The sequence below is a fragment of the Pseudomonas sp. 2024-210 genome, from assembly GCF_045062345.1.
In the GTDB taxonomy this organism is placed as follows: Bacteria; Pseudomonadota; Gammaproteobacteria; order Pseudomonadales; family Pseudomonadaceae; genus Aquipseudomonas.
Map to the genome: position 1 here is coordinate 37,629 of NZ_JBJGEJ010000005.1, position 20,446 is coordinate 58,074.

General features: G+C 53.2%; 18 protein-coding genes. 9 read left to right on the forward strand and 9 right to left on the reverse strand.

Annotation, left to right across the window (positions count from 1 at the left end):
* The first annotated feature begins 106 nt into the window (after nucleotides 1–106).
* The 7 genes from ACI7MX_RS09100 to ACI7MX_RS09130 all read left to right on the forward strand — a co-directional run bounded on the left by ACI7MX_RS09100 (nucleotide 107) and on the right by ACI7MX_RS09130 (nucleotide 9,141).
* Entirely contained in the window at nucleotides 107–1,528 is a 1,422-nt protein-coding gene (locus tag ACI7MX_RS09100; protein ID WP_405587396.1) for an amino acid permease, read from the forward strand.
* A gap of 339 nt (nucleotides 1,529–1,867) precedes the next feature.
* Entirely contained in the window at nucleotides 1,868–2,809 is a 942-nt protein-coding gene (locus ACI7MX_RS09105) for a hypothetical protein (protein ID WP_405587393.1), read from the forward strand.
* 50 nt (nucleotides 2,810–2,859) lie between these two features.
* Entirely contained in the window at nucleotides 2,860–3,285 is a 426-nt protein-coding gene (locus ACI7MX_RS09110) for a hypothetical protein (protein ID WP_405587391.1), read from the forward strand.
* Nucleotides 3,275–4,546 (forward strand): hypothetical protein, encoded by a 1,272-nt coding sequence (locus ACI7MX_RS09115; protein WP_405587388.1) that lies wholly within the window; start codon nucleotides 3,275–3,277, stop codon nucleotides 4,544–4,546. Before ACI7MX_RS09110 ends, ACI7MX_RS09115 begins: the two co-directional genes overlap by 11 nt.
* A complete protein-coding gene (locus tag ACI7MX_RS09120; RefSeq protein ID WP_405587385.1) occupies nucleotides 4,543–5,634 on the forward strand; it encodes a polyprenyl synthetase family protein in 1,092 nt (363 codons plus the stop codon). The genes ACI7MX_RS09115 and ACI7MX_RS09120 overlap by 4 nt, the downstream gene beginning before the upstream one ends.
* Nucleotides 5,631–7,220 (forward strand): hypothetical protein, encoded by a 1,590-nt coding sequence (locus ACI7MX_RS09125; protein WP_405587382.1) that lies wholly within the window; start codon nucleotides 5,631–5,633, stop codon nucleotides 7,218–7,220. The genes ACI7MX_RS09120 and ACI7MX_RS09125 overlap by 4 nt, the downstream gene beginning before the upstream one ends.
* Before the next feature lie 10 nt (nucleotides 7,221–7,230).
* Nucleotides 7,231–9,141 (forward strand): hypothetical protein, encoded by a 1,911-nt coding sequence (locus tag ACI7MX_RS09130; RefSeq protein ID WP_405587379.1) that lies wholly within the window; start codon nucleotides 7,231–7,233, stop codon nucleotides 9,139–9,141.
* 58 nt (nucleotides 9,142–9,199) lie between these two features.
* Here the strand turns inward: ACI7MX_RS09130 and ACI7MX_RS09135 are convergent, their stop codons facing one another.
* Both ACI7MX_RS09135 and ACI7MX_RS09140 read right to left on the reverse strand, forming a co-directional pair.
* Nucleotides 9,200–10,318, reverse strand: a complete 1,119-nt coding sequence (locus ACI7MX_RS09135; RefSeq protein WP_314483643.1) for an OpgC domain-containing protein — start codon at nucleotides 10,316–10,318, stop codon at nucleotides 9,200–9,202.
* A 185-nt stretch (nucleotides 10,319–10,503) separates the two neighbouring features.
* Complete coding sequence (locus ACI7MX_RS09140; RefSeq protein WP_405587377.1) at nucleotides 10,504–12,123, reverse strand: FMN-binding glutamate synthase family protein; 1,620 nt, start codon at nucleotides 12,121–12,123, stop codon at nucleotides 10,504–10,506.
* 336 nt (nucleotides 12,124–12,459) lie between these two features.
* On the opposite strand from ACI7MX_RS09140, the gene ACI7MX_RS09145 reads away from it, so the two are divergent.
* Complete coding sequence (locus ACI7MX_RS09145; protein WP_405587374.1) at nucleotides 12,460–12,894, forward strand: NUDIX domain-containing protein; 435 nt, start codon at nucleotides 12,460–12,462, stop codon at nucleotides 12,892–12,894.
* A 41-nt stretch (nucleotides 12,895–12,935) separates the two neighbouring features.
* Nucleotides 12,936–13,448: a GNAT family N-acetyltransferase gene (locus ACI7MX_RS09150; protein WP_405587371.1), complete on the forward strand. Its 513-nt coding sequence runs from the start codon at nucleotides 12,936–12,938 to the stop codon at nucleotides 13,446–13,448.
* Between the two features lie 42 nt (nucleotides 13,449–13,490).
* On the opposite strand, the gene metR is transcribed toward ACI7MX_RS09150, so the two are convergent.
* The 7 genes from metR to ACI7MX_RS09185 form a co-directional block, all read right to left on the reverse strand.
* Nucleotides 13,491–14,408 (reverse strand): transcriptional regulator MetR, encoded by a 918-nt coding sequence (gene metR / locus ACI7MX_RS09155; protein ID WP_146384121.1) that lies wholly within the window; start codon nucleotides 14,406–14,408, stop codon nucleotides 13,491–13,493.
* A gap of 152 nt (nucleotides 14,409–14,560) precedes the next feature.
* The gene (locus ACI7MX_RS09160) at nucleotides 14,561–14,887 is read right to left on the reverse strand and encodes a GlpM family protein (protein ID WP_314483646.1); all 327 of its coding nucleotides are present in this window, start codon (nucleotides 14,885–14,887) and stop codon (nucleotides 14,561–14,563) included.
* Between the two features lie 20 nt (nucleotides 14,888–14,907).
* Nucleotides 14,908–16,233, reverse strand: a complete 1,326-nt coding sequence (locus tag ACI7MX_RS09165; RefSeq protein ID WP_314483609.1) for a sigma-54 dependent transcriptional regulator — start codon at nucleotides 16,231–16,233, stop codon at nucleotides 14,908–14,910.
* A complete protein-coding gene (locus tag ACI7MX_RS09170; RefSeq protein ID WP_314483612.1) occupies nucleotides 16,230–18,134 on the reverse strand; it encodes an ATP-binding protein in 1,905 nt (634 codons plus the stop codon). Before ACI7MX_RS09170 ends, ACI7MX_RS09165 begins: the two co-directional genes overlap by 4 nt.
* Nucleotides 18,135–18,228: 94 nt before the next feature.
* Nucleotides 18,229–18,963 carry an amino acid ABC transporter ATP-binding protein gene (locus ACI7MX_RS09175; protein WP_122784792.1) on the reverse strand — a complete coding sequence of 245 codons (735 nt, stop codon included), beginning with the start codon at nucleotides 18,961–18,963 and terminating at the stop codon, nucleotides 18,229–18,231.
* Nucleotides 18,960–19,634, reverse strand: a complete 675-nt coding sequence (locus ACI7MX_RS09180; protein WP_122784791.1) for an amino acid ABC transporter permease — start codon at nucleotides 19,632–19,634, stop codon at nucleotides 18,960–18,962. The genes ACI7MX_RS09175 and ACI7MX_RS09180 overlap by 4 nt, the downstream gene beginning before the upstream one ends.
* Entirely contained in the window at nucleotides 19,634–20,380 is a 747-nt protein-coding gene (locus ACI7MX_RS09185; RefSeq protein ID WP_153377779.1) for an amino acid ABC transporter permease, read from the reverse strand. Before ACI7MX_RS09185 ends, ACI7MX_RS09180 begins: the two co-directional genes overlap by 1 nt.
* Between the last annotated feature and the right edge of the window lie 66 nt (nucleotides 20,381–20,446).

Consider the following 20,446-nt stretch of genomic DNA (forward strand, 5'->3'; position numbering starts at 1 on the left):
TATTGATCCAATGACCTACAAGGTCAGGACTGATCAAAAAGGTGAGAGCAGGTGACCAACCCGGCCTACAGCTGCATATCCAATAACAATACGAGGTTGTACATTTATGCCAGTCGGCAACCACCAGCCCCACGCTGAAACCGTGCAGGGCGGTCCCCTTAAACGCGAACTGGGCGAGCGCCACATTCGTTTGATGGCGCTGGGCGCCTGTATCGGTGTCGGCCTGTTTCTGGGATCGGCCAAAGCGATAGAAATGGCCGGCCCGGCCATCATGCTGTCTTACATCATCGGTGGCCTGGCCATTTTGGTGATCATGCGTGCCCTCGGTGAAATGGCCGTGCATAACCCGGTAGCTGGCTCCTTCAGCCGATACGCCCAGGATTACCTGGGGCCGTTGGCCGGCTTTTTGACCGGCTGGAATTATTGGTTTCTATGGCTGGTGACCTGTGTGGCGGAGATTACCGCTGTGGCGGTGTACATGGGTGTCTGGTTCCCCGATGTACCGCGCTGGATATGGGCGCTTGCAGCGCTCATTAGCATGGGCTCAATCAACCTGATTGCAGTCAAGGCCTTTGGTGAATTCGAGTTCTGGTTTGCCCTGATCAAGATCGTCACCATCATTGCGATGGTACTGGGCGGTATCGGCATCATCGCATTCGGATTTGGCAATGATGGCGTGGCTCTGGGTATCTCCAATCTTTGGGTCCATGGCGGCTTCTTGCCTAATGGTATGCAGGGTGTGCTGATGTCCCTGCAAATGGTCATGTTCGCCTACCTGGGCGTTGAAATGATCGGCCTGACAGCAGGTGAAGCGAAGAACCCGCAAAAAACCATTCCAAGTGCAATCGGTTCGGTGTTCTGGCGCATTTTGCTGTTCTACGTGGGCGCACTGTTCGTGATTCTTTCAATCTACCCGTGGAATGAAATCGGCACTCAGGGCAGCCCGTTTGTGATGACTTTTGAGCGCTTGGGCATCAAAACAGCTGCGGGCATTATCAACTTTGTTGTCATCACCGCGGCATTGTCATCCTGCAATGGCGGCATTTTCAGTACGGGTCGCATGCTTTATAGCCTTGCGCAAAACGGACAGGCACCGGCTAACTTCGGCACCACCTCGAAAAACGGCGTGCCGCGTCAGGCGCTCTTGCTGTCGATCGCGGTACTGCTTCTAGGGGTGGTACTTAACTACATGGCACCCGAGAAGGTCTTTGTCTGGGTGACAGCAATTGCCACCTTTGGCGCGATCTGGACTTGGTTGATGATTCTGCTGGCGCAACTGCGTTTCCGTAAAAGCCTAAGCCCGCAACAGGCGGCCGATCTCAAATATCGCATGTGGCTTTACCCGTACAGCTCGTTTGCCGCACTGGGGTTCCTGCTGATGGTGGTCGGTTTGATGGCTTATTTCGAGGAAACGCGGATTGCCCTGTTTGTAGGCCCAGGGTTCTTGATTCTACTGACGGTGCTGTTCTACGCATTCAAGCTGCAACCTACTCAACTGAAAAAAATTGGATTTGATTCGCTGAGCTGATTGGAATCTTCAAGGTATTAAAAGCATCCGCTCGTGAATAATTCACGAGCGGATTTTTTTTGCGTGCGCACTAAAAATACTTAATTTGATTAAACGGCTTCGCCACTATTAGAGGCGCGCAGTACTTAAAGGCGCCTGTTGTTTGATTGTTTTGGTCGTTGTTGAATGCTCTGATACATGATAATAAAAAGTTACAGATACTATTACATTTGAGAGTGGGTATCGGACAAGGGCTTGCGTAGTTTGAAAGTGCGCCTTGGAGCGTAAATTTTCATACTGCGACTGGTTACATATTCAGGCGTAACAGGTGAATACCCTTAAGGTTTAATGGGTCGGATCATGAGTAACTTCGATGTATTAGTAGGTCTGTCTGAGACAGAAATAAGCCGTTTAATTACCGGGTACCATTCGAACCCGCCAACCAGCGACAATCCCTTTATAGGCCGTCATGAACTAGAGGTATTGGGTCAACCAGCCGTTATTGAATGGCACGTGGTCGTAGCGCCACAGGTCATACTCGCAAAACCTGATTGCGACGTTTGGCTCGCGGCACAAGGCAAAGATGGCCTGACCAATGAGGAGGCCAACAGGCAGTGCCCAAACCAGCCGATGCTACAACTTAAGTTTCCGCAACTGGATCTTAAGATGGGACTGGTAGGTTCTGAATTTTCGGGAGGCACGGCGATAGATGTAATCGCACACGCAAAACTCGACTTTAAAGATTCTACGATTGGCATTGAGATGGTGGCCCTCAATGTCGACAAAAGTGAATTTGAAGATGTCGATAAACAGCTGTTCAATCTTTTGGTACTTCCCCTCATTTTTGAAAAGGCTGAACAAGCGCTCTCGGTCATTCATTTACCTGAACTGGGTTTAGATGATATGCCTCTCAATCCATTGCAGGTCAGTCAGGTTGAGCGCTGTCTGCTGGGGGCTGCAACCTTGCAGGCTAACCCTTCACCGCTAAATATTGAAAGCCTGACACTGCCGCCGGATTCGATATTTATCCTGTTAAGCGATAACTTGGTGAATGCGGCATTAGGCATTGCCTTTACGGCAAACGGTCCATTCATCAAAGAAGACAGTGGCGAGCATCATGGCCTTGCCACTTGGGAATATAAAGCTGAAGGGTTACCCAGTGCAAGGCTGGGGTCGGTGGAACCGCTGACCATTCACGCAGAGGCCAATATGAAGTTTGAGGCCTCGGCATCTCTAACCCCCGCAGGCTTTGCTCTGTTAGTGGTGAGTCCATTGGGTTGTGTGATCAGCTTGTTTGTTTAGGCAGACAAGTTAACAGTGTGATGACATAAATTATTTTGACGGAGTTGATCATGAGATTGCATTACGATGTGGCGTTTGACAATACACCACTTTCGCTTCCTGTAGAGTTTAAAGTTCAAGGCAGTAGTGTGATGGTTGCTATTGGGGAAGTACCTGATGTGGGGCTAAGTCTTTCCCCGACAGGCGGGGGGCTGGAGCTAATCATGGCGGCCGTACTGGATCCTATTGCTGAATTATTGGTCAGTGAAAACATGGGAAGCCTGGACGACATGTTAGGCAATGAAGCGTATGAACTGACGAAGGTCAATAGCTTTGAATTCAGCAATATGATGATGACCGCTGAATCGCTTTCGACGGGGGGGCATTCTGTAGATGGCAAGCCTGTATTAAAGATAGTACCTGTGCTCTCAATTGCGCCGATACCTGCTTCTGCCCATGCAGCGCAAATCCATAAGGTTGATAATCATGGTTATTGAGAATTTTCTTTCGCGGGTTATTTCCGGTAATGGTCTTGGAGCATTGGAACTGGCATTGCCGTCGGCATTTACGGTAGCGGCGTTAGGCCCTTATCCTCTGTGCCACTATTTCAAGTTGCCCGAAAGTGATTTAGGTGGCGAGTTGCAGCTGGCCTTAAAAGATATTTCGTTTGCGCCCGTTTCAGTTGCAGCCGTTGAGTCCGGTACTGACAAACGCCAGTTCAAGGTTACGCTCAATGCTTCGCTGCTCAATGGCCGATACCAACTGTACTGCCTCCAAAGTCCGGAAGTCACCATGGACACGGGCGGGTTAATGGGCCGTCTGCCTGCATTCAACGCAGAAGAACCGCCGATGACCGAAGAGCAATACTTCCGGTTTGTGCAACTTGAGCAGCAGCGTAATCATCTAAATCAAACGGCCAATGGGCGCTTGCTGGTGGATGAATACAACCGGCACAACGACGCTTATCACCATGTGTATACAACTAATGAGTTTGTGCGCCTGTATTGGGAGGAGAACGGCACCAGTGAAGAAATGGGTGAATACACCTCTGAAGCGCTCAAGAGTGGTGATGTAGTTAACCCTAAAGATCGTGGGTTCGGCAGCGAGGGTGTCTCCTACAACAGCAATGCCTTTCAACAGCAAATTTGGCTAGCGTTAGGATGTGAGCTTGCCGGGTATATCGAAGCAGGTGAAGCAGCGCTGAACTTCTCAGAGGTGGTCAATGAGACGGGCAATAGTTCAGGGAAGTCTGCGGAGTTGACCGGGCAAGAAATTTACAACGCGGTTGAAAGTTCTTCGCTAAGCCAGAAGAGCCTGCAGACGTCACCTCGAACTGTGGCACTTATGGCCGCGCTGAAAAGTATCGCGACCAGCAAGATCGCTTCCGACACAGATCTCGAATTCTGCAAGCAGTTGGGCTACACCCTGGACGCTCATATGTGCCAGCGGTTGCGAGCGGTGTATCAAGGTTCACTGAGTAAGGATTCAGCCAAACCGCAATTGGCTCTGCACAGCGACACCTTTGAAATCGCCCTGGAGCGTAGCGAATTTGACTATGTGCTGACAGAACAGCCTGACGGTGCACTGACCCTCAAACTCAAATCCAGTACGTTCAGCATCCCTGAAATGGGTATGTTATCTGGCACGGTTTATGAGCAGGTTAAAGCAGACACCCGCTTCATACGCGGCTTATTGGTTGACCGAATTGCTTCGCAGTTAACCCGTACCCTGCGTGCGCTAGCCAGGCAGCAAGAATGATGCAGAACCTTGACTGCATGGCCGACACGTTAGCCCCCGCGGCCGATGGCGAGTCCCCTTACACACCTATATGCGAAGGGTTGCTTGCCGATGATTTACCGCAATTTCGTCATGAAGTTGAGCTTGCCCTGCAAGCTCAAGCCGACTATCTGACGGACATTGAGTACCAGATGTTCAAGAGCGGGAAAAAAATCCGCCCCATCGTGATGTTACTGGCTGCCCGGATGATTGCAGGCGGCGCACCTTTAAGCCCCAAAGTCTATAAAGGCTCAGCGTCCCTGGAAATGCTGCATGTTGCCACCTTGATCCATGACGACATCGTCGACGAGGCACCCCTTCGTCGTGGCGTGCCATCCGTGTCGGCTGCGCGGGGGATCAAAACTGCATTGTTGGTGGGTGATTTGCAGTTTGTTCAAGCATTGCGAGGATTTGCCCACACTGTCGAGACCGAGAGAGACATGGGACTTGTTCGACTCGTGCTTGATACCGCTTTCGACATTTGCCGGGGCGAACTGGACGAACTCGATCGCACAATGCCTGCGGATATGAATTTGGCGTTGGCTCGCTATTATCAAACCATTGACCGAAAGACGGCCGAACTGTTTCGACTGGCTTGCCATGCGGGTGTTGAACTTGCCGGCGGACGCTTGCGAGATGCGCGACGTGCAGGCTTTTTTGGACGGTGTCTGGGGCGGGCATTTCAAATCATGGACGACGTACTGGACCTTGTGGAGCACGAGTGCTCGGCGGGTAAAGAGAGCGGTATAGACCTTACTCAAGGGCGTCTGTCATTACCTGTACTTTTTGCCGTACACAGTCTGGGCCAGGAGCATGTCATTGGTCAGGCCCTACGAGGGGAAGTCACGCTTAGCGGTAATGCCCTGGAACAGGCAATTGATGATTTGCGCGATTGCGGAGCCATTGACAGTGCTTACGCCCATGCACGGCGCGAAGCGCACCAAGCCATGTTTTATCTCAAGGGTTTCGCTCCATCGCCCTATCGCACGGCATTGGAAGACTTGGTGCGGTATGTAGTCGATCGTCCTTTAAATAATGGTGCCGGTACTAAAGTGGGAGTTCATCAATGAGTACTCTGATGAGTTTCATCCTGGATACGTTACAGCCTCGTTTGAATGATCCTGAAAACACCAAACTCTGGTTACCTCGTCTATTGGCTCAGATGAAGGATGAAGACGGTAGTTCGGTACTGCCGATTAAGTCGGCTGTACAGGATCTGGGATTTTTGCAAGGCGAACATGGGGACTTTGTGGCCGATACGTTCGCCAAGTCCTGGAGCGTGTTTAACCTGGAGCCCGCGGTACCTGACCCGCAGCGACCTCAACCAGCGCTCAAATTGTTCGATGTTGAACTGGCCGGCCTGCAAAATATGAAGGTACTCAATGTCAGTTCGCAGGCCACGGTCAAGGGGTATGACGTCAGGGTTGAACTGCTGCCCAATCACTACCCGGACCCGACGCAGGGTCTGGAAATGCCGCCGTTTAGCCTGTCCGGGCGCTATTTGATCAATCAATCTCTGTGGGCTGAAAACAGCTATACAACGCAAATTGAAGGCGAGGGCGAATTCTCTGCACTGTTTCACGACGCTTTAGTCACCGCTCAATTCACGCTTGAAACGTCTGGCGATGCAGAACAACGCTCGACGCTAGTCACGCTAAAGGAGTTGGTGCTCAACGCCATCACAGGTGATCAGCCGATCCTGGAGTTTGACAGCCTGACCCTTGAAAATGATCTGGAATTAGCCGATGCCCTGATCATGTATATCAAAAGGGCCCTGAACGGCGAGGACGGCCAGGCCAGCATGCTCGACACGGTTGCCAGCATGCTTAACAGCACCGACAACCTTGTTTCGGTGAGTGATTCGCTCTCCGAGTATCTGGACGCAGGCTTGGCCAATTTCTTCGGCGTTGTGCCTGAACAGGGCTTGCCTGATGATGCAGATAACCAGCAAGGCGCTACTGCCCTGGATGTGTATTTATTTGATCGCTTGCGAATCGCCTTCAATCAGTCAGACAGCAATTGGTACTTGCCCCTTTTGTTGGCTCAAAGCACAGATCCTGAATTAGAACCCTATACGCATGATCACGTTTCCATCCCCGATCAAACTATTCAAGGGCTCAAATACACCGATATAGCACTTACGAATTTGACCCTCGCGGGGCTTTCCAATGCATACGTGCCTTTACCTGCCTGCGTCTTGACCTCGCCCGCTATCAGCATGGACGTCGAGCTGGGTGTCTTGCCTGAAGGCCATGCAGGTTTTCCTCCTGCCCCGCCTGTGAAACTCAATACTGATATTTCACTGGTTCAGAACGGCTGGGTCGGGCCGGTGAATATTAAAGGGCACATCAGTGCAAGTTTGTTTGATTGTCATATGCTACTTAACCTGGTGATGTCAGGTAATGACGCCAGTGACCTTGACTTGACAGTCAACGCGTTGGAACTTTTATTGAACGCCAGCCCTGTTGAGTTTTCAGTGGCACTAGAACCGTCCAACAGTTTGTTGGAAGGTTTAATTGCAGGCATGCTTGAAAAGCCTGATGTACAGGCGCCGATCATGGCTGAGTTGACAGCGGCTATTAAAAGTCAGCGACCTGAATTGTCCAGTAGTTTCACCCGTTTGGCGCGGGCGACACTCAATAATCAACTTATATAAGAATACTCACATGTCAGATAATCAGCTGGTACAAATTCTTCAAAATATGCTTTTTACTCCGGCTTCGGATTTTTATCTTTCCAAGTTGCTACACAGCCCAGAACAGAACTCCCTGGACCCGTGCGACATGGCGGAAATTGATTTGGGTAGCTTCGACGTCGGTGGTATTCCATTCAACGTAGTGATCAAGAATTTCCACGTCAAGGGGCTGAGTAATACCCAAGTCAGGTTTGATCAGCAAGGAAACCCCGAAGTCGTTGTCGTCGGTAATAAGGTGTCTTTTACCGCCAAGCAACCTAATACGCAGGCGGGGTACGAACGCCCTTCAGATGTACCTGCTCAAGTGGAAGGGATGGGTGAGTTGCATATCAATATCGCGGGCACTCAAATGCCACCGGGTTCCCTGAGCGTATCGATCAAAGCCACCGACGCAATCATCGGGGTGTTCACAGCGAAAGAGGAAATTGAAGGCCAGTTGGACAGTGCCACAATCACCTTCTCAGCTTTTTCACTTCACCCGTCGGTTAGCGGTAACACTATTGAAGTCGTTGCAGACCTGGACACTGCATTTCTGAAGGTGATTAACGAAATCCTTAACCGTGAAAATTCCAAACAAGCGTTACTGGACGAAATGAATACTTTCTTGGCAAGTGCGGCGACCTTGGCCAGTCTTTCGCAGAAGGCAACGGAACAAGCCCGGTTGGCATTGGCAGATTTTCAGAGCGTTCCTGTACCCTTACCTCAATCGACATCAGACTTGTATATGGTGTTGCCCAAAGCCATGCTTGATGGGTTTAGTGCTTCAATTTTCGACCTATTGCAAGCTGATTTGGGAAGCACTTCACGGGTTGAGTCACTCAAATTGTCCGTCACTTGGAAAATGATTAAGGCCCCTGTTTTCAATTTCGATTATGGCTACAGTTCTGAAATATTTTCATGGTGCAACAGTCAACTCTATCTGGAGATAGTCCCCGATGAAGGAGGTAAATCGTTTGCGCTGGTGGATGTAAGTGCCAAAGTTTATTTGAACTACGGTCTCGCTGTGGGGGGTGGCAAGTATGTTTATACCTGCGACGCAAGAATGCTATCGTTTGAGACGGATGCGTTTACAAAAGCCGTTTTAATGGCCAAGCAGTCAGAGATATTAGGCGAAATAAACGCCGTGATGTCCAATGTTGTTATTCCAGTTTTAGATGAAAACTTTATCTTCCCTGCTAAAAAAACGAATGAGAGTGGACCTCTCGATGGAGGGCTTCTTTTTGATTATCGTCTGGATTTAAATGCAGAAAAAAATGATCCAGATGAGGAGGAGGCTTCTCAAGGGTTAAAGGCGATAGATCCTAATGGTTTTCATGCTCATATTGTGTCAGGAGCGATCACAAGACTTATCGAGCAACATTTTTGGGAACCCCTGGAAAAGAATTACTCAGAAGACGGTGCAATCATTAATTTAGCGGGGTATGAACTCACACTTTCGTCCTCCTCACCCGGCTCGATTGCGATAAGAATTTATATTCAAGGGCGAGTAGAAATCGGTTCTGCTAAATGGTCAATGATCTTCGCAGGGCCTTTGTCAGGGCATCTAATACCGGATGTGAACGATAATAATGAGATCAAGATTATTCTTGATGGAATGGAATCTACTTTTTATAAACTTCATCCAGAAACCCCAGCCGCAGTGCTATTGGAATGGATGATCCCAGGTTTGACTGCTCAAGTTCAGGCAATGATTAGATATCGCTTGAGAGAAACCTTGGCCAGTCAACTAGCTACCTCTGAATTTGTGCTTTATAAATTTAACCCGGTAAGGTTTGATTTTAAAGGCCGTACGCTGCAAATTTACCCCGGTAATATTCGGTTTGATTTAGGGCCAGGTTACATTTCTGTTGGGTTTACACCTAGCGTTAAAGTCGTTTTATAAAAAGCCGAAATTATATTCAAACGGCGCAGTGCGCCGTTTGGTACTCAATAAATATCAGTTATTGAGTGAGCTTCAAAGAAGTGGTATTCAATCGTTTATTCCAATCCAGCCAAGCGGCCAACACAGCCATCACTCCCACGCCCATCAAGGCGCTGAACAGCTTTATCACCGTTGTATCTCCTCCCAAGGCATTGAGCATGTCCGCCAAGGGAGCGAGAACCACCCCTAAACAAAACACCTCCAGCGAATAGCGACCCATTCGGCAGGTTTGGCGAGGTAGCCATTGGTTGAGCCAATGCCCTTGTGTTACACATTTGGCGGCCACGTAAACAAGCGCCAGAAAATGCAGCAAGCGCACCGGTGAAAGGTTGGTTTTGCTGATCGGATAAAGGTGCTCGCCCAGCCATATCGGCATGACTGCATCGTGAAGAACTGGCCATTTCCATGACAGCGCCAGTGCGCCCGTGATCAGCAGGTAGGTGACACAGGCTATAAACAGAGGCTGGCGCATCAGGGGCCGGACTTGGGAAAGTGGGGCCCGCTGGCTGCTCAATGCCGCAGCCCCCCCCAGAATAAACAGGAACTGCCAGGCCATCGGGTTGAAGAACCATACGCCGCCTTCTTGCGCGGAGAGGTTCCACACGGGGGCAAGGAGATACAACACAAAAGAGACGCACACGACATAGCCAGCTTTGCGTAACAGCATAGGCAACACCAGAGGCAAACCCAGCAACAGCACGATATACAGGGGCAATGGGTCCATCAGGTTTGGCTTGAACCGCAGTAGCAACTCATCAGTCAGTGCCTGTTGTGGGTTGCTCAAGAAGTACTGCAAGCCCATCTCTTGCACCAAGTCGCGTGTTTCAACATGGCTGTTGGCAAAAAATACAATCCCCATCAGCACGGCCAACAAGAAAATATGGACGACATACAGCACCCACGCGCGGCGCAGTATTTTAATCGTGGCGATGATGAAACCGTCGCGTTGAGCTATTTTGCCGTAAGCCAGAACCGCCGCGTATCCGGCCAAAAATACAAAAATCTCGGCCGCATCACTGAAACCAAAGTTGCGAACGGTCAATTCGGCCAGCGGGTTATGCGGGATGTGATCCCAAAAGATAAAAATCAGTGCCAACCCGCGAAAGAAATCGATGCGGTGGTCGCGTCCGTTCAGCATCACGGCGAGTGCTCATTCAATTGTTTAATTTAAGACCTGCGGGTGCAGTAAAGATTGCACGCCGCGTTTATGGGCGGCGGCAGGGTGAGGGTATTGGCGGCTAAATGCAAAGGTTGGGTCGCTGAATATTCCGATTTTGTTCCGACCAGGAGCGGCCCACGAGGGCCGCTGCAATGGCTTGGCCTTCAGGCGGCGTTTATCACATTGGCTTCAAAACTGTCCGCGCGAGCCATTTGCCACATGCGCGAGTAGAACTCACCGTTCACTTCACCCGTCAGCAATTCGCCAGGCTTGAGAAACACATGCAGTTGCGAGAAGAGTTTAATTTCGGTGGCGGTCACACGGCGTACCAAGTGTTTTGCTTGCAGTTGTGAGGGATGCTCAAGACCCGCTGCGGCCAGCATTTCAGCCAGACCTTTTAGGGTGTTGCGATGGAAGTGGAATACCCTTTGAGCTTTGTCCGGCACCACAAGCGCACGCTGGCGCAAGGCATCCTGAGTCGCGACGCCCGTTGGACATTTGTTGGTATGGCACGACTGCGACTGGATGCAGCCGATAGCAAACATAAAACCGCGCGCGGAGTTGGCCCAATCAGCACCGATGGCCAGCACACTGGCAATGTCGAAGGCACTGACAATCTTGCCGCTGGCGCCCAGCTTGATCTTGCTGCGCAAGTTCAGGCCCACCAGGGTGTTATGCACAAACAACAAGCCTTCACGCATCGGCGCACCCATATGGTCAGTGAACTCCACGGGGGCTGCGCCGGTTCCGCCTTCCTTGCCGTCAATCACGATAAAGTCCGGCAGGATGCCGGTTTCGAGCATGGCCTTGGCAATCCCCATAAACTCCCAAGGGTGGCCTAGACAGAACTTGAAGCCCACGGGTTTGCCACCCGACAGTTCACGCAATTGGGCGATGAAGTGCATTAATTCCAACGGCGTCGAAAAGGCACTGTGGCGCGACGGCGAAATGCAGTCTTCGCCCATCATGATGCCGCGGGTTTCAGCGATTTCCTGGGTGACTTTGTCTTTGGGCAAGATGCCGCCGTGGCCAGGCTTGGCGCCTTGGCTCAGCTTGATCTCAATCATGCGCACTTGTGGGTTTTGCGCTTGTACGGCAAAACGTTCGGGGTCAAAGCGACCATCGGCCGTGCGGCAACCGAAATAGCCACTGCCCAGTTCCCACGTCAGGTCGCCGCCATTCTCACGGTGATAAGCGCTTATGCTGCCTTCGCCCGTGTCATGGGCAAAGTTGCCCAGTTTGGCACCCTGATTAAGCGCGCGAATCGCATTGGCACTCAGTGAACCAAAGCTCATGGCCGAAATATTGAAAACGGAGGCTGAGTAAGGGTTCGTGCATTGCGGGCCACCCACAATCACTCGAAAACTCGTGGGGTCACTCAAGGGGGCGGGGCGCATGGAGTGGCCGATAAATTCAAATCCGGCCTGGTACACATCCAGCAAGGTGCCAAATGGCTTGTCCGCACTCTCGTTCTTGGCGCGAGAGTAGACCAGCGAGCGTTGGGCGCGTGAGAAGGGCAGCGCATCGCTGTCCGACTCCAGCAGGTATTGGCGTATTTCTGGGCGAATAGCCTCCACCAGATAACGAATATTGCCCAAAATCGGGTAATTTCGACGCACTGCATGGGGGCTTTGCATCAGATCAAAAATGCCGAGCAAGCTCAAAGCCAGCGTCAGGGCGGTAAAAGGCCACAACCACTCGTGGTGCATGAAGGGAAGGCTGGCGAGGGTGAATATCACGCATAACGCAAAAAACGCATAACGGCTTAACAGTGACAGGCTCATACGGTTTCCTGTTTCAGGCTTTTCTGTTCGTCGGTCGAGTGAACAGCAAGATCGGGGTGGTTGACCCCCGGTCATTGAGCGGGCCTCTCTAGTGTGGAGGTTTGCAATGAGGTGCTTACCGTGTGTAAGACCACCTGTGTAAAAGCATACTCGCCATTGAACGAGATTTCGTGGGCAAGAACATCCCGACCAAGGTCGTGGGCAGTTAGCCAGCTGAGGTAAAGGTGGATGAATGCCCATGCGGTGGTTCGGGCTATCCCTTGAATCTGTGTCTTTTCAGCAGCGCGAAGGCATGTGATCCTTTGTGCTCTTACTCCACTGCTGGTTGATTTTGCGATGCCCCCCGAATTCTCGACAACGCCTAAGACTATCCGTGTTGCCGCTGCTGTACTGATGGGCCTGGATGGACAAACCTTGCTCGTGCGCAAGCGTGGCACTCAAGCGTTCATGCAGCCGGGTGGCAAGATTGAGGCTCATGAGCAACCGATCCATGCGCTGGTGCGTGAACTGGAAGAAGAACTGGCCTTGAAAATCGACCCGGCCAGTGCTACCTATCTGGGGCACTTTAGTGCCCCGGCGGCTAATGAACCGGGCTTTGAAGTGTGGGCCGAGTTGTTTCTGATACTGACCGAACAGGCCGTTACGCCCGCTGCCGAAATTGAAGAAGTGCAGTGGATTGATCCTGCCAGCGATGGCGGATTGCTGTTGGCTCCTTTGACCCGTGACGTGATCTTGCCCTTTTACCGCAACAGCGTACGGGCACCTGTTTGATGCAGCTGGAACACCGTAAAACCGCATGACCTGGATATGTTATGGCTATAGAACTGCTTGATCCCTCCCACGCCAAGGCCTATCGCCAATTGATGCTTGAGGCGTATGCGCTGCACCCTGAAGCGTTTGTGTCCAACCTCTCAAACCGTGAAAAGTTGCCGCTGAGCTGGTGGCAAGGGCAACTGGACGATGAGTTAAGCGCCATGCTGGGCGCTTTTGTGGGGGACCGACTGGCAGGCATTGTCGGGCTGGCGTTTGAACCCTGGGAGGACGCCCAGCATAAGGCCACCTTGTTTGGCTTATATGTGTCCGAGGAGTTTCGCGGGCAAGGGCTGGGCGATGGGTTGGTTCAAGCCGTGCTCTCCTTGGCCGAAGAAGAGCCTGCCCTCAAAGTGATAGAGCTGACGGTGAGTGCCAACAGCTTCGCCGCCCTCGCGCTGTATAAGCGATGCGGTTTTCAGCAATCGGGCCTTGAAGACTGTGCGATTCGGGTGGGAGAGGCGTACTACGACCGGGTGCATATGCGCCGCTTGGTCAACCAAAGCGCGCCTTGATCCTCACCCCTGCCAACAGGGTGAGGGCACTGGATTCAACGTCTATTTAACCGCGCTGACGCCATCGAGCGTCGAGAAAGAGGTGTCTTTGGCCGTCAGCAAAAAGTCGCGCATGTAGGGCGCATCCAGCATGTCGGTGCGCACTGCCGCATAAAGCGTGGCAAACAAACCCTTTTCACCCAGGCGCTTGGCTTTGACATAACCCCGCGAGCTGTATTCATGCAGCGCCCAGTGCGGCATCCCGCACACCCCGCGACCGCTGGCAACCAGTTGCATCATCATCACCGTCAGCTCAGACGTACGCACCTGGGCCGGCTCAATATCAGCAGGCTCCAGAAAGCGGGTAAAGATGTCGAGGCGGTCACGTTCCACCGGGTACGTAATCAGGATTTCCGTGCTCAAATCCTCAGGCACGATGAAAGGTTTGTGGGCCAATGCATGCTGATTGGCGACAGCGAGCATGGCCTCGTAGGTAAACAGCGGAACGTAGGTCAGACCCGCGATCTCTTGTGGATCAGAGGTCACGACCAGATCCAGATCGCCGCGTGCCAAGGCAGGCAGGGGGGCAAATGCAAAGCCCGAGGCCAGATCCAGTTCGACTTCTGGCCACGCGTCGCGAAATTGGTCAATGGTGGGCATCAGCCACTGAAAGCAGCTGTGGCATTCAATCGCCATATGCAGCCGGCCAGCGGTTCCACCGACCAAACGGGCGATGTCACGTTCGGCGCCACGCAGCAACGGCAGCATGGCGTCGGCCAGTTGCAGCAGGCGCAAGCCACCGCTGGTAAAGCGCACGGGCTTGGTTTTTCGAACAAACAGGGGCATGCCCATGCGCTCTTCCAGCTCTTTGAACTGGTGAGATAACGCGGACTGGGTCAGGTGTAAACGTTCAGCGGCTTCGACCAGGCTGTCGGACTCGCGCAAAGCGTGCAGGGTTTTGAGGTGACGAATTTCCAGCACGAAGACTCCATGAGTAAACTTTGTGATCAACACGAAAGCGTTGAGTTTGTCTCATGTTGTGCTGGGTGTCGATAAGTGTGACTTTAAGACAACCCAATTACCGGGAGAGGGAGTTCACGAAGGATCTTCGCCAACGCAGCGCCAGGAGCCGCTCAATGCAAACGCACCCACACGCTCACCAGCACGGTTGCCGCCATTAACCAGGCCACAGTTGCCAGCGCGAGTGATGCTTCAAGGCGCATGCGGTCAACCAGCACATACAGCGCTGCCAGGTAGATGAAGTAAGGAATGATCGACCACATACCGAAGACGATGGTGGTCTTCAGGTCATCGACTGAACGCCCTTTGCCAACGATGTAGTGGGCAATGAGTGCGAACGTCGGAAACAGCGGCACCAAACCGGCGATGTAGTAATTTTTGGTTTTTGCCAGCATCGCCAGAATAATCACCACGGCGGCGCCCAAAGCAGCTTTTAAAATCAAATCCACAACATTCTCGCTTAATGTGCCAAACCATATTTTTTGACTTTGTCGAACAAGGTGGTCTTGGCCATGCCCAACTCCAGACTGGCTTGGGTCAGGTTGCCGCCGCTGCGTTGCAGTGCATCGCTGAGCAGGTTGCGTTCAAACGCCTCGACTGCCTCGGAGAAACCCAGGCCTTGTGAGGTGATACTGCCGGTTTTTTTGAACGCCGGTAGGCCTAAAGCAAAGCGCTCGGCCACGTTGCGCAATTCACGCACATTTCCCGGCCAGTCGTGGCTCATCAGGCTGGAAAGCGTCTGATTGTCCAGTTCCGGTACGGCGCGATCAAAGCGCAAGGATGATTGCTGCAAGAAATGTTCGAACAGCTGCAGGATGTCTTCGCGCCGCTCACGCAACGGTGGCAGTTCGAGCGTAACGACATTCAAGCGGTAATACAGGTCGCTGCGAAACTGGCTGGCCTTGCTCAGTTGATCAAGGTCGGACTTGGTGGCTGCAATGACCCGACAATCCACATCAATGCTCTGGTTGGAGCCCAGTCGTTCCAATGTTCGCTCTTGCAGCACCCGAAGCAATTTTATTTGCAGGTTGAGCGGCATGCTTTCGACCTCGTCGAGAAACAGTGTGCCGCCATCAGCGTGTTCAATCTTGCCAACCCGACGTTTTCCGGCACCGGTGAAGGCGTTGGCTTCGTGGCCGAAAATCTCGCTTTCAAACAGGTTTTCCGGCAAACCCCCACAGTTCAGCGCTACAAACTGCTGCGGTTGACGGCGGCTGAAATCGTGCAAGCAACGTGCAACCAGTTCTTTTCCCGTGCCCGTTTCACCTTCTATCAGCACGTTGGCCGACGTATCGGCGACGTTGGCGATCAATTCGCGTAATTGCTGCATGGCTGGTGAGCGCCCGATAATGCGACCTTCAAGAGAGTCGCGTTCGGCCAGTTGGCGACGCAACGACCACACTTCACGGGCCAGGCTACGCTGTTCCAGCGCCCGGCGAGCGGCATCGACCAGGCGTTCAGGGGAAAACGGCTTTTCCATAAAGTCGTAGGCGCCGTCGCGCATGGCACCCACCGCCATGGAAATATCGCCATGTCCGGTAATCAGGACGACGGGCAAGCTGCGATCCCGGGCCTTGAGCCGTTTAAGCAGTTCGAGACCATCGATCCCCGGCAAGCGGATATCACTGATGACAATGCCGGGGAAGTTATCCCCGACCATTGCCAGCGCCTGTTCTGCAGTGGCTACGCCTTCGCTGCGGATGTCTTCAAGCGCCAGCGCCTGTTGGCATCCGAGCAAGACATGAGGGTCGTCTTCAACAATCAGAACGGTCAGCTCGTGGTTCATAGTGGCTCGGCCTTAGCAGGTTGCACCAGCGGTAAAAGGAGGACAAACGCAACACCACCGGCATCCGGAAACTCAACATTGAGGCTACCGCCAGCAGCTGCCGCCAGGCTGGCGGACAGTGTCAGGCCAAGGCCCAGACCCTGTTCGCCCGGTTTCGTGGTGAAGAACGGTTCAAACAGATGCTTACGGCTTTGCGGATCAATGCCGGGGCCGTTATCGCGCACTCTCAGGTGATATTTGCCTTCGCTGAATTCACCCTCAAGCCACAATTGCGGGGAGGTGGTCTGGGCATGCATGGCGTCCAGCGCATTGCCTATCAGGTTGACGAGTATTTGTTCCAACCGGGTCTGATCGATGGTCAGCTGGGCATCGCTGAAATCGCGATGTAGCTCAACGCCCGATGCCTCAAGGCGAGTGGCGAGCAGTTGCAGGGTGGCCTCGACTGCTTTATTCAGGCTGGCCTGGCCCTGATCGTCACCGCGACGAGCGAACGATCGCAGGTTAGCGGTGATACGGCCCATGCGATCGACCAAGTCGTTTATGGTCGTCAGGTTATCTGCAGCGACTTTCAGGTCACCTCGTTGAAGAAACCTGACGGCATTTCCGGACAGCGTGCGCAAGGCGGCCAATGGCTGGTTCAATTCATGGGCAATGCTGGTGGACATTTGCCCTATAGCGGCAAGCTTTCCCGCTTGCACAAGCTCGTCCTGTGCGCGGCGAAGGGTGTCTTCAGCGTGGCGACGTTCGCGAATCTGAGCTTTGAGCCGTTCGTTACTGGCGCGCAGGTGGGTGGTGCGGTCAGTGATTTTTCGTTCCAGTTGGTTATTGGCTTCTTGCAGGGCCTCGCGGGCCGCCAGCCGGGTAGCTATCACTTTGCGCCGTTCATTCCACGCAATCAGCAGGAAGGCCAGCAACGCGAAAACCACGGCCACTAACATGCCTTGATTGGCAGCCTCCCGCCGCAAGTCTTGCAGAGGGGTCAGTAAGGTGATGTCCCACGGTGTGTCATTCAGGTTGCGGGTCTGAGCCAGATAGCTGACTTCTTTGACATCGCTGGCGACGTCGCTGTGGGTGGCAAATGTAACGGTTTCGACGCCCTCGGCGAGCTGTTCGCGCTCAAGGGGTTGAAGCTCGTTGAGTGGCCACCAGTAATACTGAAGGCTGCGCGCTAAGCGTTCCTTTGTCTGCGCAGTCAGTGGGCGTACTGATTTGAGGCGCAAGCTTGGGTCACTGGACAGAATGATGATGCCATTCTCATCGCTCACATAAGCTTCGAGACGGGCACGTTGCCAGCGCTCTTCAAGGGCTTCGAGCCTGACTTTAATCACGGCGACGCCGATGATTTTGCCTTGCTGTTCAAGGCCGTGGGCCAAGTAATAGCCAGGCTCACCTGAGGTGCTGCCTATTCCGTAGAAGCGGCCCTGCTGTCCGCGCACCGCGTCTTGGAAGTAGGCCCGGAAAGACAAATCCTCACCGAGATAACTGTCAGTGTCGCGCCAGTTACTGGTGGCAACGACACGCCCGGTGGTGTCGAGTACATAGATGGCCCGGCTGCGGCTGCGTCGGTTCAGGCCTTCGAGGTATTGATTGACGCTGTCGCGGTTTTGCGCGGACGGCTCCGCCAGCAAGCTTGAAACACTGGACTCCAGCTCAAGCAGGCTGGGCAGGTAGGTGTATTTGCCGAGTTCGCTTTCAACGGTGCGGGCGTGGAGCTCGAGCTGGCGCTCGCCGTTTTCGCTGAGGTTGCGAATACCAAAGTGTTCGCTGATGCGATAGCCCGTATAGCCCAGTCCGATTGTCAGCAGGAGGATGAGCGGCGGCAACAGAAAATGTCGGAGCAGGCGAGGTTTCACAGCAAGTGAAGGCGGGGCACCGCGATAAAGTGTGGGGTCGCATTTCATCACAGATGCCTTGGGTCGACCACTGCGCGGTAGAGGCTATGCAAAACCTGTTACCGCTGGCGCAAGCAGCGTTCGCGGTAACAGATTCAGGCGCTTAGTGTTGCAGGATTTTGGATAGGAAGTTTTGTGCACGTTCGGAGCGAGCGGACACGTCGCCGAAGAACTCTTCTTTCTCGCAGTCTTCGACAATCTTGCCTTGATCCATAAAGATCACCCGGTTAGCCACTTTGCGGGCGAACCCCATTTCGTGGGTGACGCACATCATGGTCATGCCTTCGTGGGCCAACTGCACCATCACGTCGAGCACTTCGTTAACCATTTCCGGGTCGAGTGCCGAGGTCGGTTCGTCAAAGAGCATCACGATCGGGTCCATCGCCAGTGCACGGGCAATGGCCACACGTTGTTGCTGCCCCCCCGAAAGTTGGCCAGGGTGCTTATGGGCGTGTGCCGACAAGCCGACACGCTCAAGTAGCTCCAGGCCTTTTTTGGTGGCCTCGGCCTTGCTTCGTCCTAACACCTTGACCTGCGCAATGGTCAGGTTTTCGGTGATGGTCATGTGCGGGAACAGCTCGAAATGCTGGAACACCATGCCCACGCGCGAGCGCAACTTGGGCAGGTTGGTTTTAGGGTCGGCAATCGAGGTGCCATCAACAATGATGTCGCCCTTCTGAAAGGGCTCAAGGGCGTTTACGCACTTGATCAGCGTCGATTTTCCTGAACCAGAGGGGCCGCACACGACCACTACTTCGCCTTTTTTGACTTCGGTACTGCAATCGGTCAGTACCTGAAAGTCCCCGTACCACTTGTTGATGTTCTTGATCGAGATCATACGGCAAACCTTTTTTGCAGACGCTTGACCAGCAGCGAGGCGGAAAAGCTGATGATGAAATACACCAGACCGGCGAAGATCAGGAACTCATTGGAGCGGCCGATGATGTCGCCACTGGAGCGTGACGCATTGAGGAAATCGACCAGGCCTACGGTGTAAACCAGTGACGTGTCCTGGAACAAAATGATGCTTTGTTGCAGCAGTAACGGCGTCATTTTGCGGAAGGCCTGAGGCAGGATGATCAGACGCATGGCCTGGCCGTAACTCATGCCCAGTGCTTTGGCAGCACCCATTTGCCCTTTGGGAATGGCTTGCACGCCGGCCCGGACGATTTCACAGAAGTAGGCCGCTTCGAACATGACAAAGGCGACCATGCACGACTCAAACGCGCCGATCGGTGTGTCTTTACCGGTGATCCAACGCAGCACAAACGGCACGGCCAGATAGAACCAGGTAATGACCAGCAGCAAGGGGATCGAACGGAAGTAGTTCACATACGCGCCGGCCAGATTGGCCAGCCATTTGCTGGAAGACAAGCGCATCAAGGCCAGCACAGTACCCAGTGCAACGCCACCGATCACGCCCAGGACCATGAGTTTCAAGGTCATGATCATGCCGTTCCACAGGCCTGGCAGTGCGGGTACTATCCCGCTGAAATCGAAGAAGTCCATTATTTACCCCCCAAAGACATCAGGCCGGGCACCGCTACTTTCTTCTCGATCAGACGCATCAGCAGCATCAGGCTCATGTTCAGCGTGAAGTAGATCAGTGTGGCGAGGGTGAACGCTTCAAACAGGTTGGCGGAAAACTCGGCGGTTTGTTTGGTTTGTGCCAGCAGCTCCATCAAACCGATCAACGAGGCCACCGACGAGTTCTTGAACACGTTGAGGAATTCGGAGGTGAGCGGCGGAATGATGATCCGGTAAGCCTGCGGCAGCAGCACGTTCCAGTAGATCTGAGTCATGCTGAAACCCATGGCGCGGGCTGCGGATTCCTGGCCACGAGGCAGCGCCTCAATGCCGGTTCGTACTTGTTCGCATACGCGTGCAGCGGTAAACAGGCCCAAGCACACCACCACACTCAGGTAAGCCGAAGTGGTCGGGTTGAGGTCTTGCTTGTACCACTCTTGCAAACCGGGCGGCAGTAGATCGGGTACCAGGAAGTACCAGATAAACAGCTGCACCAGCAGTGGAACGTTACGGAAAATTTCCACGTAAACCGTGGCGATGCCGGCCAGGAAACGGTTCGGCAGGGTGCGCATCACACCCAGTAGTGAACCCAGGATCAGGGCCACAATCCAGGCGACAACAGCAATCGCGATAGTCCAGCCAAGCCCCGAAATAAACCAGTCGAGATACGTCTCGCTGCCTACGCCGGTGGACTTGAAGAATACGCTCCAGTCCCAGTTGTAATTCATGCAGGGTCTCCCCTTAGATGGGTCTATTAACAAGCACTTGCTTCAGGGAGTCCGTTCTCTCCCGAC

Bases quoted from the DNA above. Each gene is read 5' to 3' on its own strand.
- ACI7MX_RS09100 (WP_405587396.1), top strand. From the start codon at position 107: ATGCCAGTCGGCAACCACCAGCCCCACGCTGAAACCGTGCAGGGCGGT.
- ACI7MX_RS09105 (WP_405587393.1), top strand. From the start codon at position 1,868: ATGAGTAACTTCGATGTATTAGTAGGTCTGTCTGAGACAGAAATAAGC.
- ACI7MX_RS09110 (WP_405587391.1), top strand. From the start codon at position 2,860: ATGAGATTGCATTACGATGTGGCGTTTGACAATACACCACTTTCGCTT.
- ACI7MX_RS09115 (WP_405587388.1), top strand. From the start codon at position 3,275: ATGGTTATTGAGAATTTTCTTTCGCGGGTTATTTCCGGTAATGGTCTT.
- ACI7MX_RS09120 (WP_405587385.1), top strand. From the start codon at position 4,543: ATGATGCAGAACCTTGACTGCATGGCCGACACGTTAGCCCCCGCGGCC.
- ACI7MX_RS09125 (WP_405587382.1), top strand. From the start codon at position 5,631: ATGAGTACTCTGATGAGTTTCATCCTGGATACGTTACAGCCTCGTTTG.
- ACI7MX_RS09130 (WP_405587379.1), top strand. From the start codon at position 7,231: ATGTCAGATAATCAGCTGGTACAAATTCTTCAAAATATGCTTTTTACT.
- ACI7MX_RS09135 (WP_314483643.1), bottom strand. From the start codon at position 10,318: ATGCTGAACGGACGCGACCACCGCATCGATTTCTTTCGCGGGTTGGCA.
- ACI7MX_RS09140 (WP_405587377.1), bottom strand. From the start codon at position 12,123: ATGAGCCTGTCACTGTTAAGCCGTTATGCGTTTTTTGCGTTATGCGTG.
- ACI7MX_RS09145 (WP_405587374.1), top strand. From the start codon at position 12,460: ATGCCCCCCGAATTCTCGACAACGCCTAAGACTATCCGTGTTGCCGCT.
- ACI7MX_RS09150 (WP_405587371.1), top strand. From the start codon at position 12,936: ATGGCTATAGAACTGCTTGATCCCTCCCACGCCAAGGCCTATCGCCAA.
- ACI7MX_RS09165 (WP_314483609.1), bottom strand. From the start codon at position 16,233: ATGAACCACGAGCTGACCGTTCTGATTGTTGAAGACGACCCTCATGTC.
- ACI7MX_RS09170 (WP_314483612.1), bottom strand. From the start codon at position 18,134: ATGAAATGCGACCCCACACTTTATCGCGGTGCCCCGCCTTCACTTGCT.
- ACI7MX_RS09175 (WP_122784792.1), bottom strand. From the start codon at position 18,963: ATGATCTCGATCAAGAACATCAACAAGTGGTACGGGGACTTTCAGGTA.
- ACI7MX_RS09180 (WP_122784791.1), bottom strand. From the start codon at position 19,634: ATGGACTTCTTCGATTTCAGCGGGATAGTACCCGCACTGCCAGGCCTG.
- ACI7MX_RS09185 (WP_153377779.1), bottom strand. From the start codon at position 20,380: ATGAATTACAACTGGGACTGGAGCGTATTCTTCAAGTCCACCGGCGTA.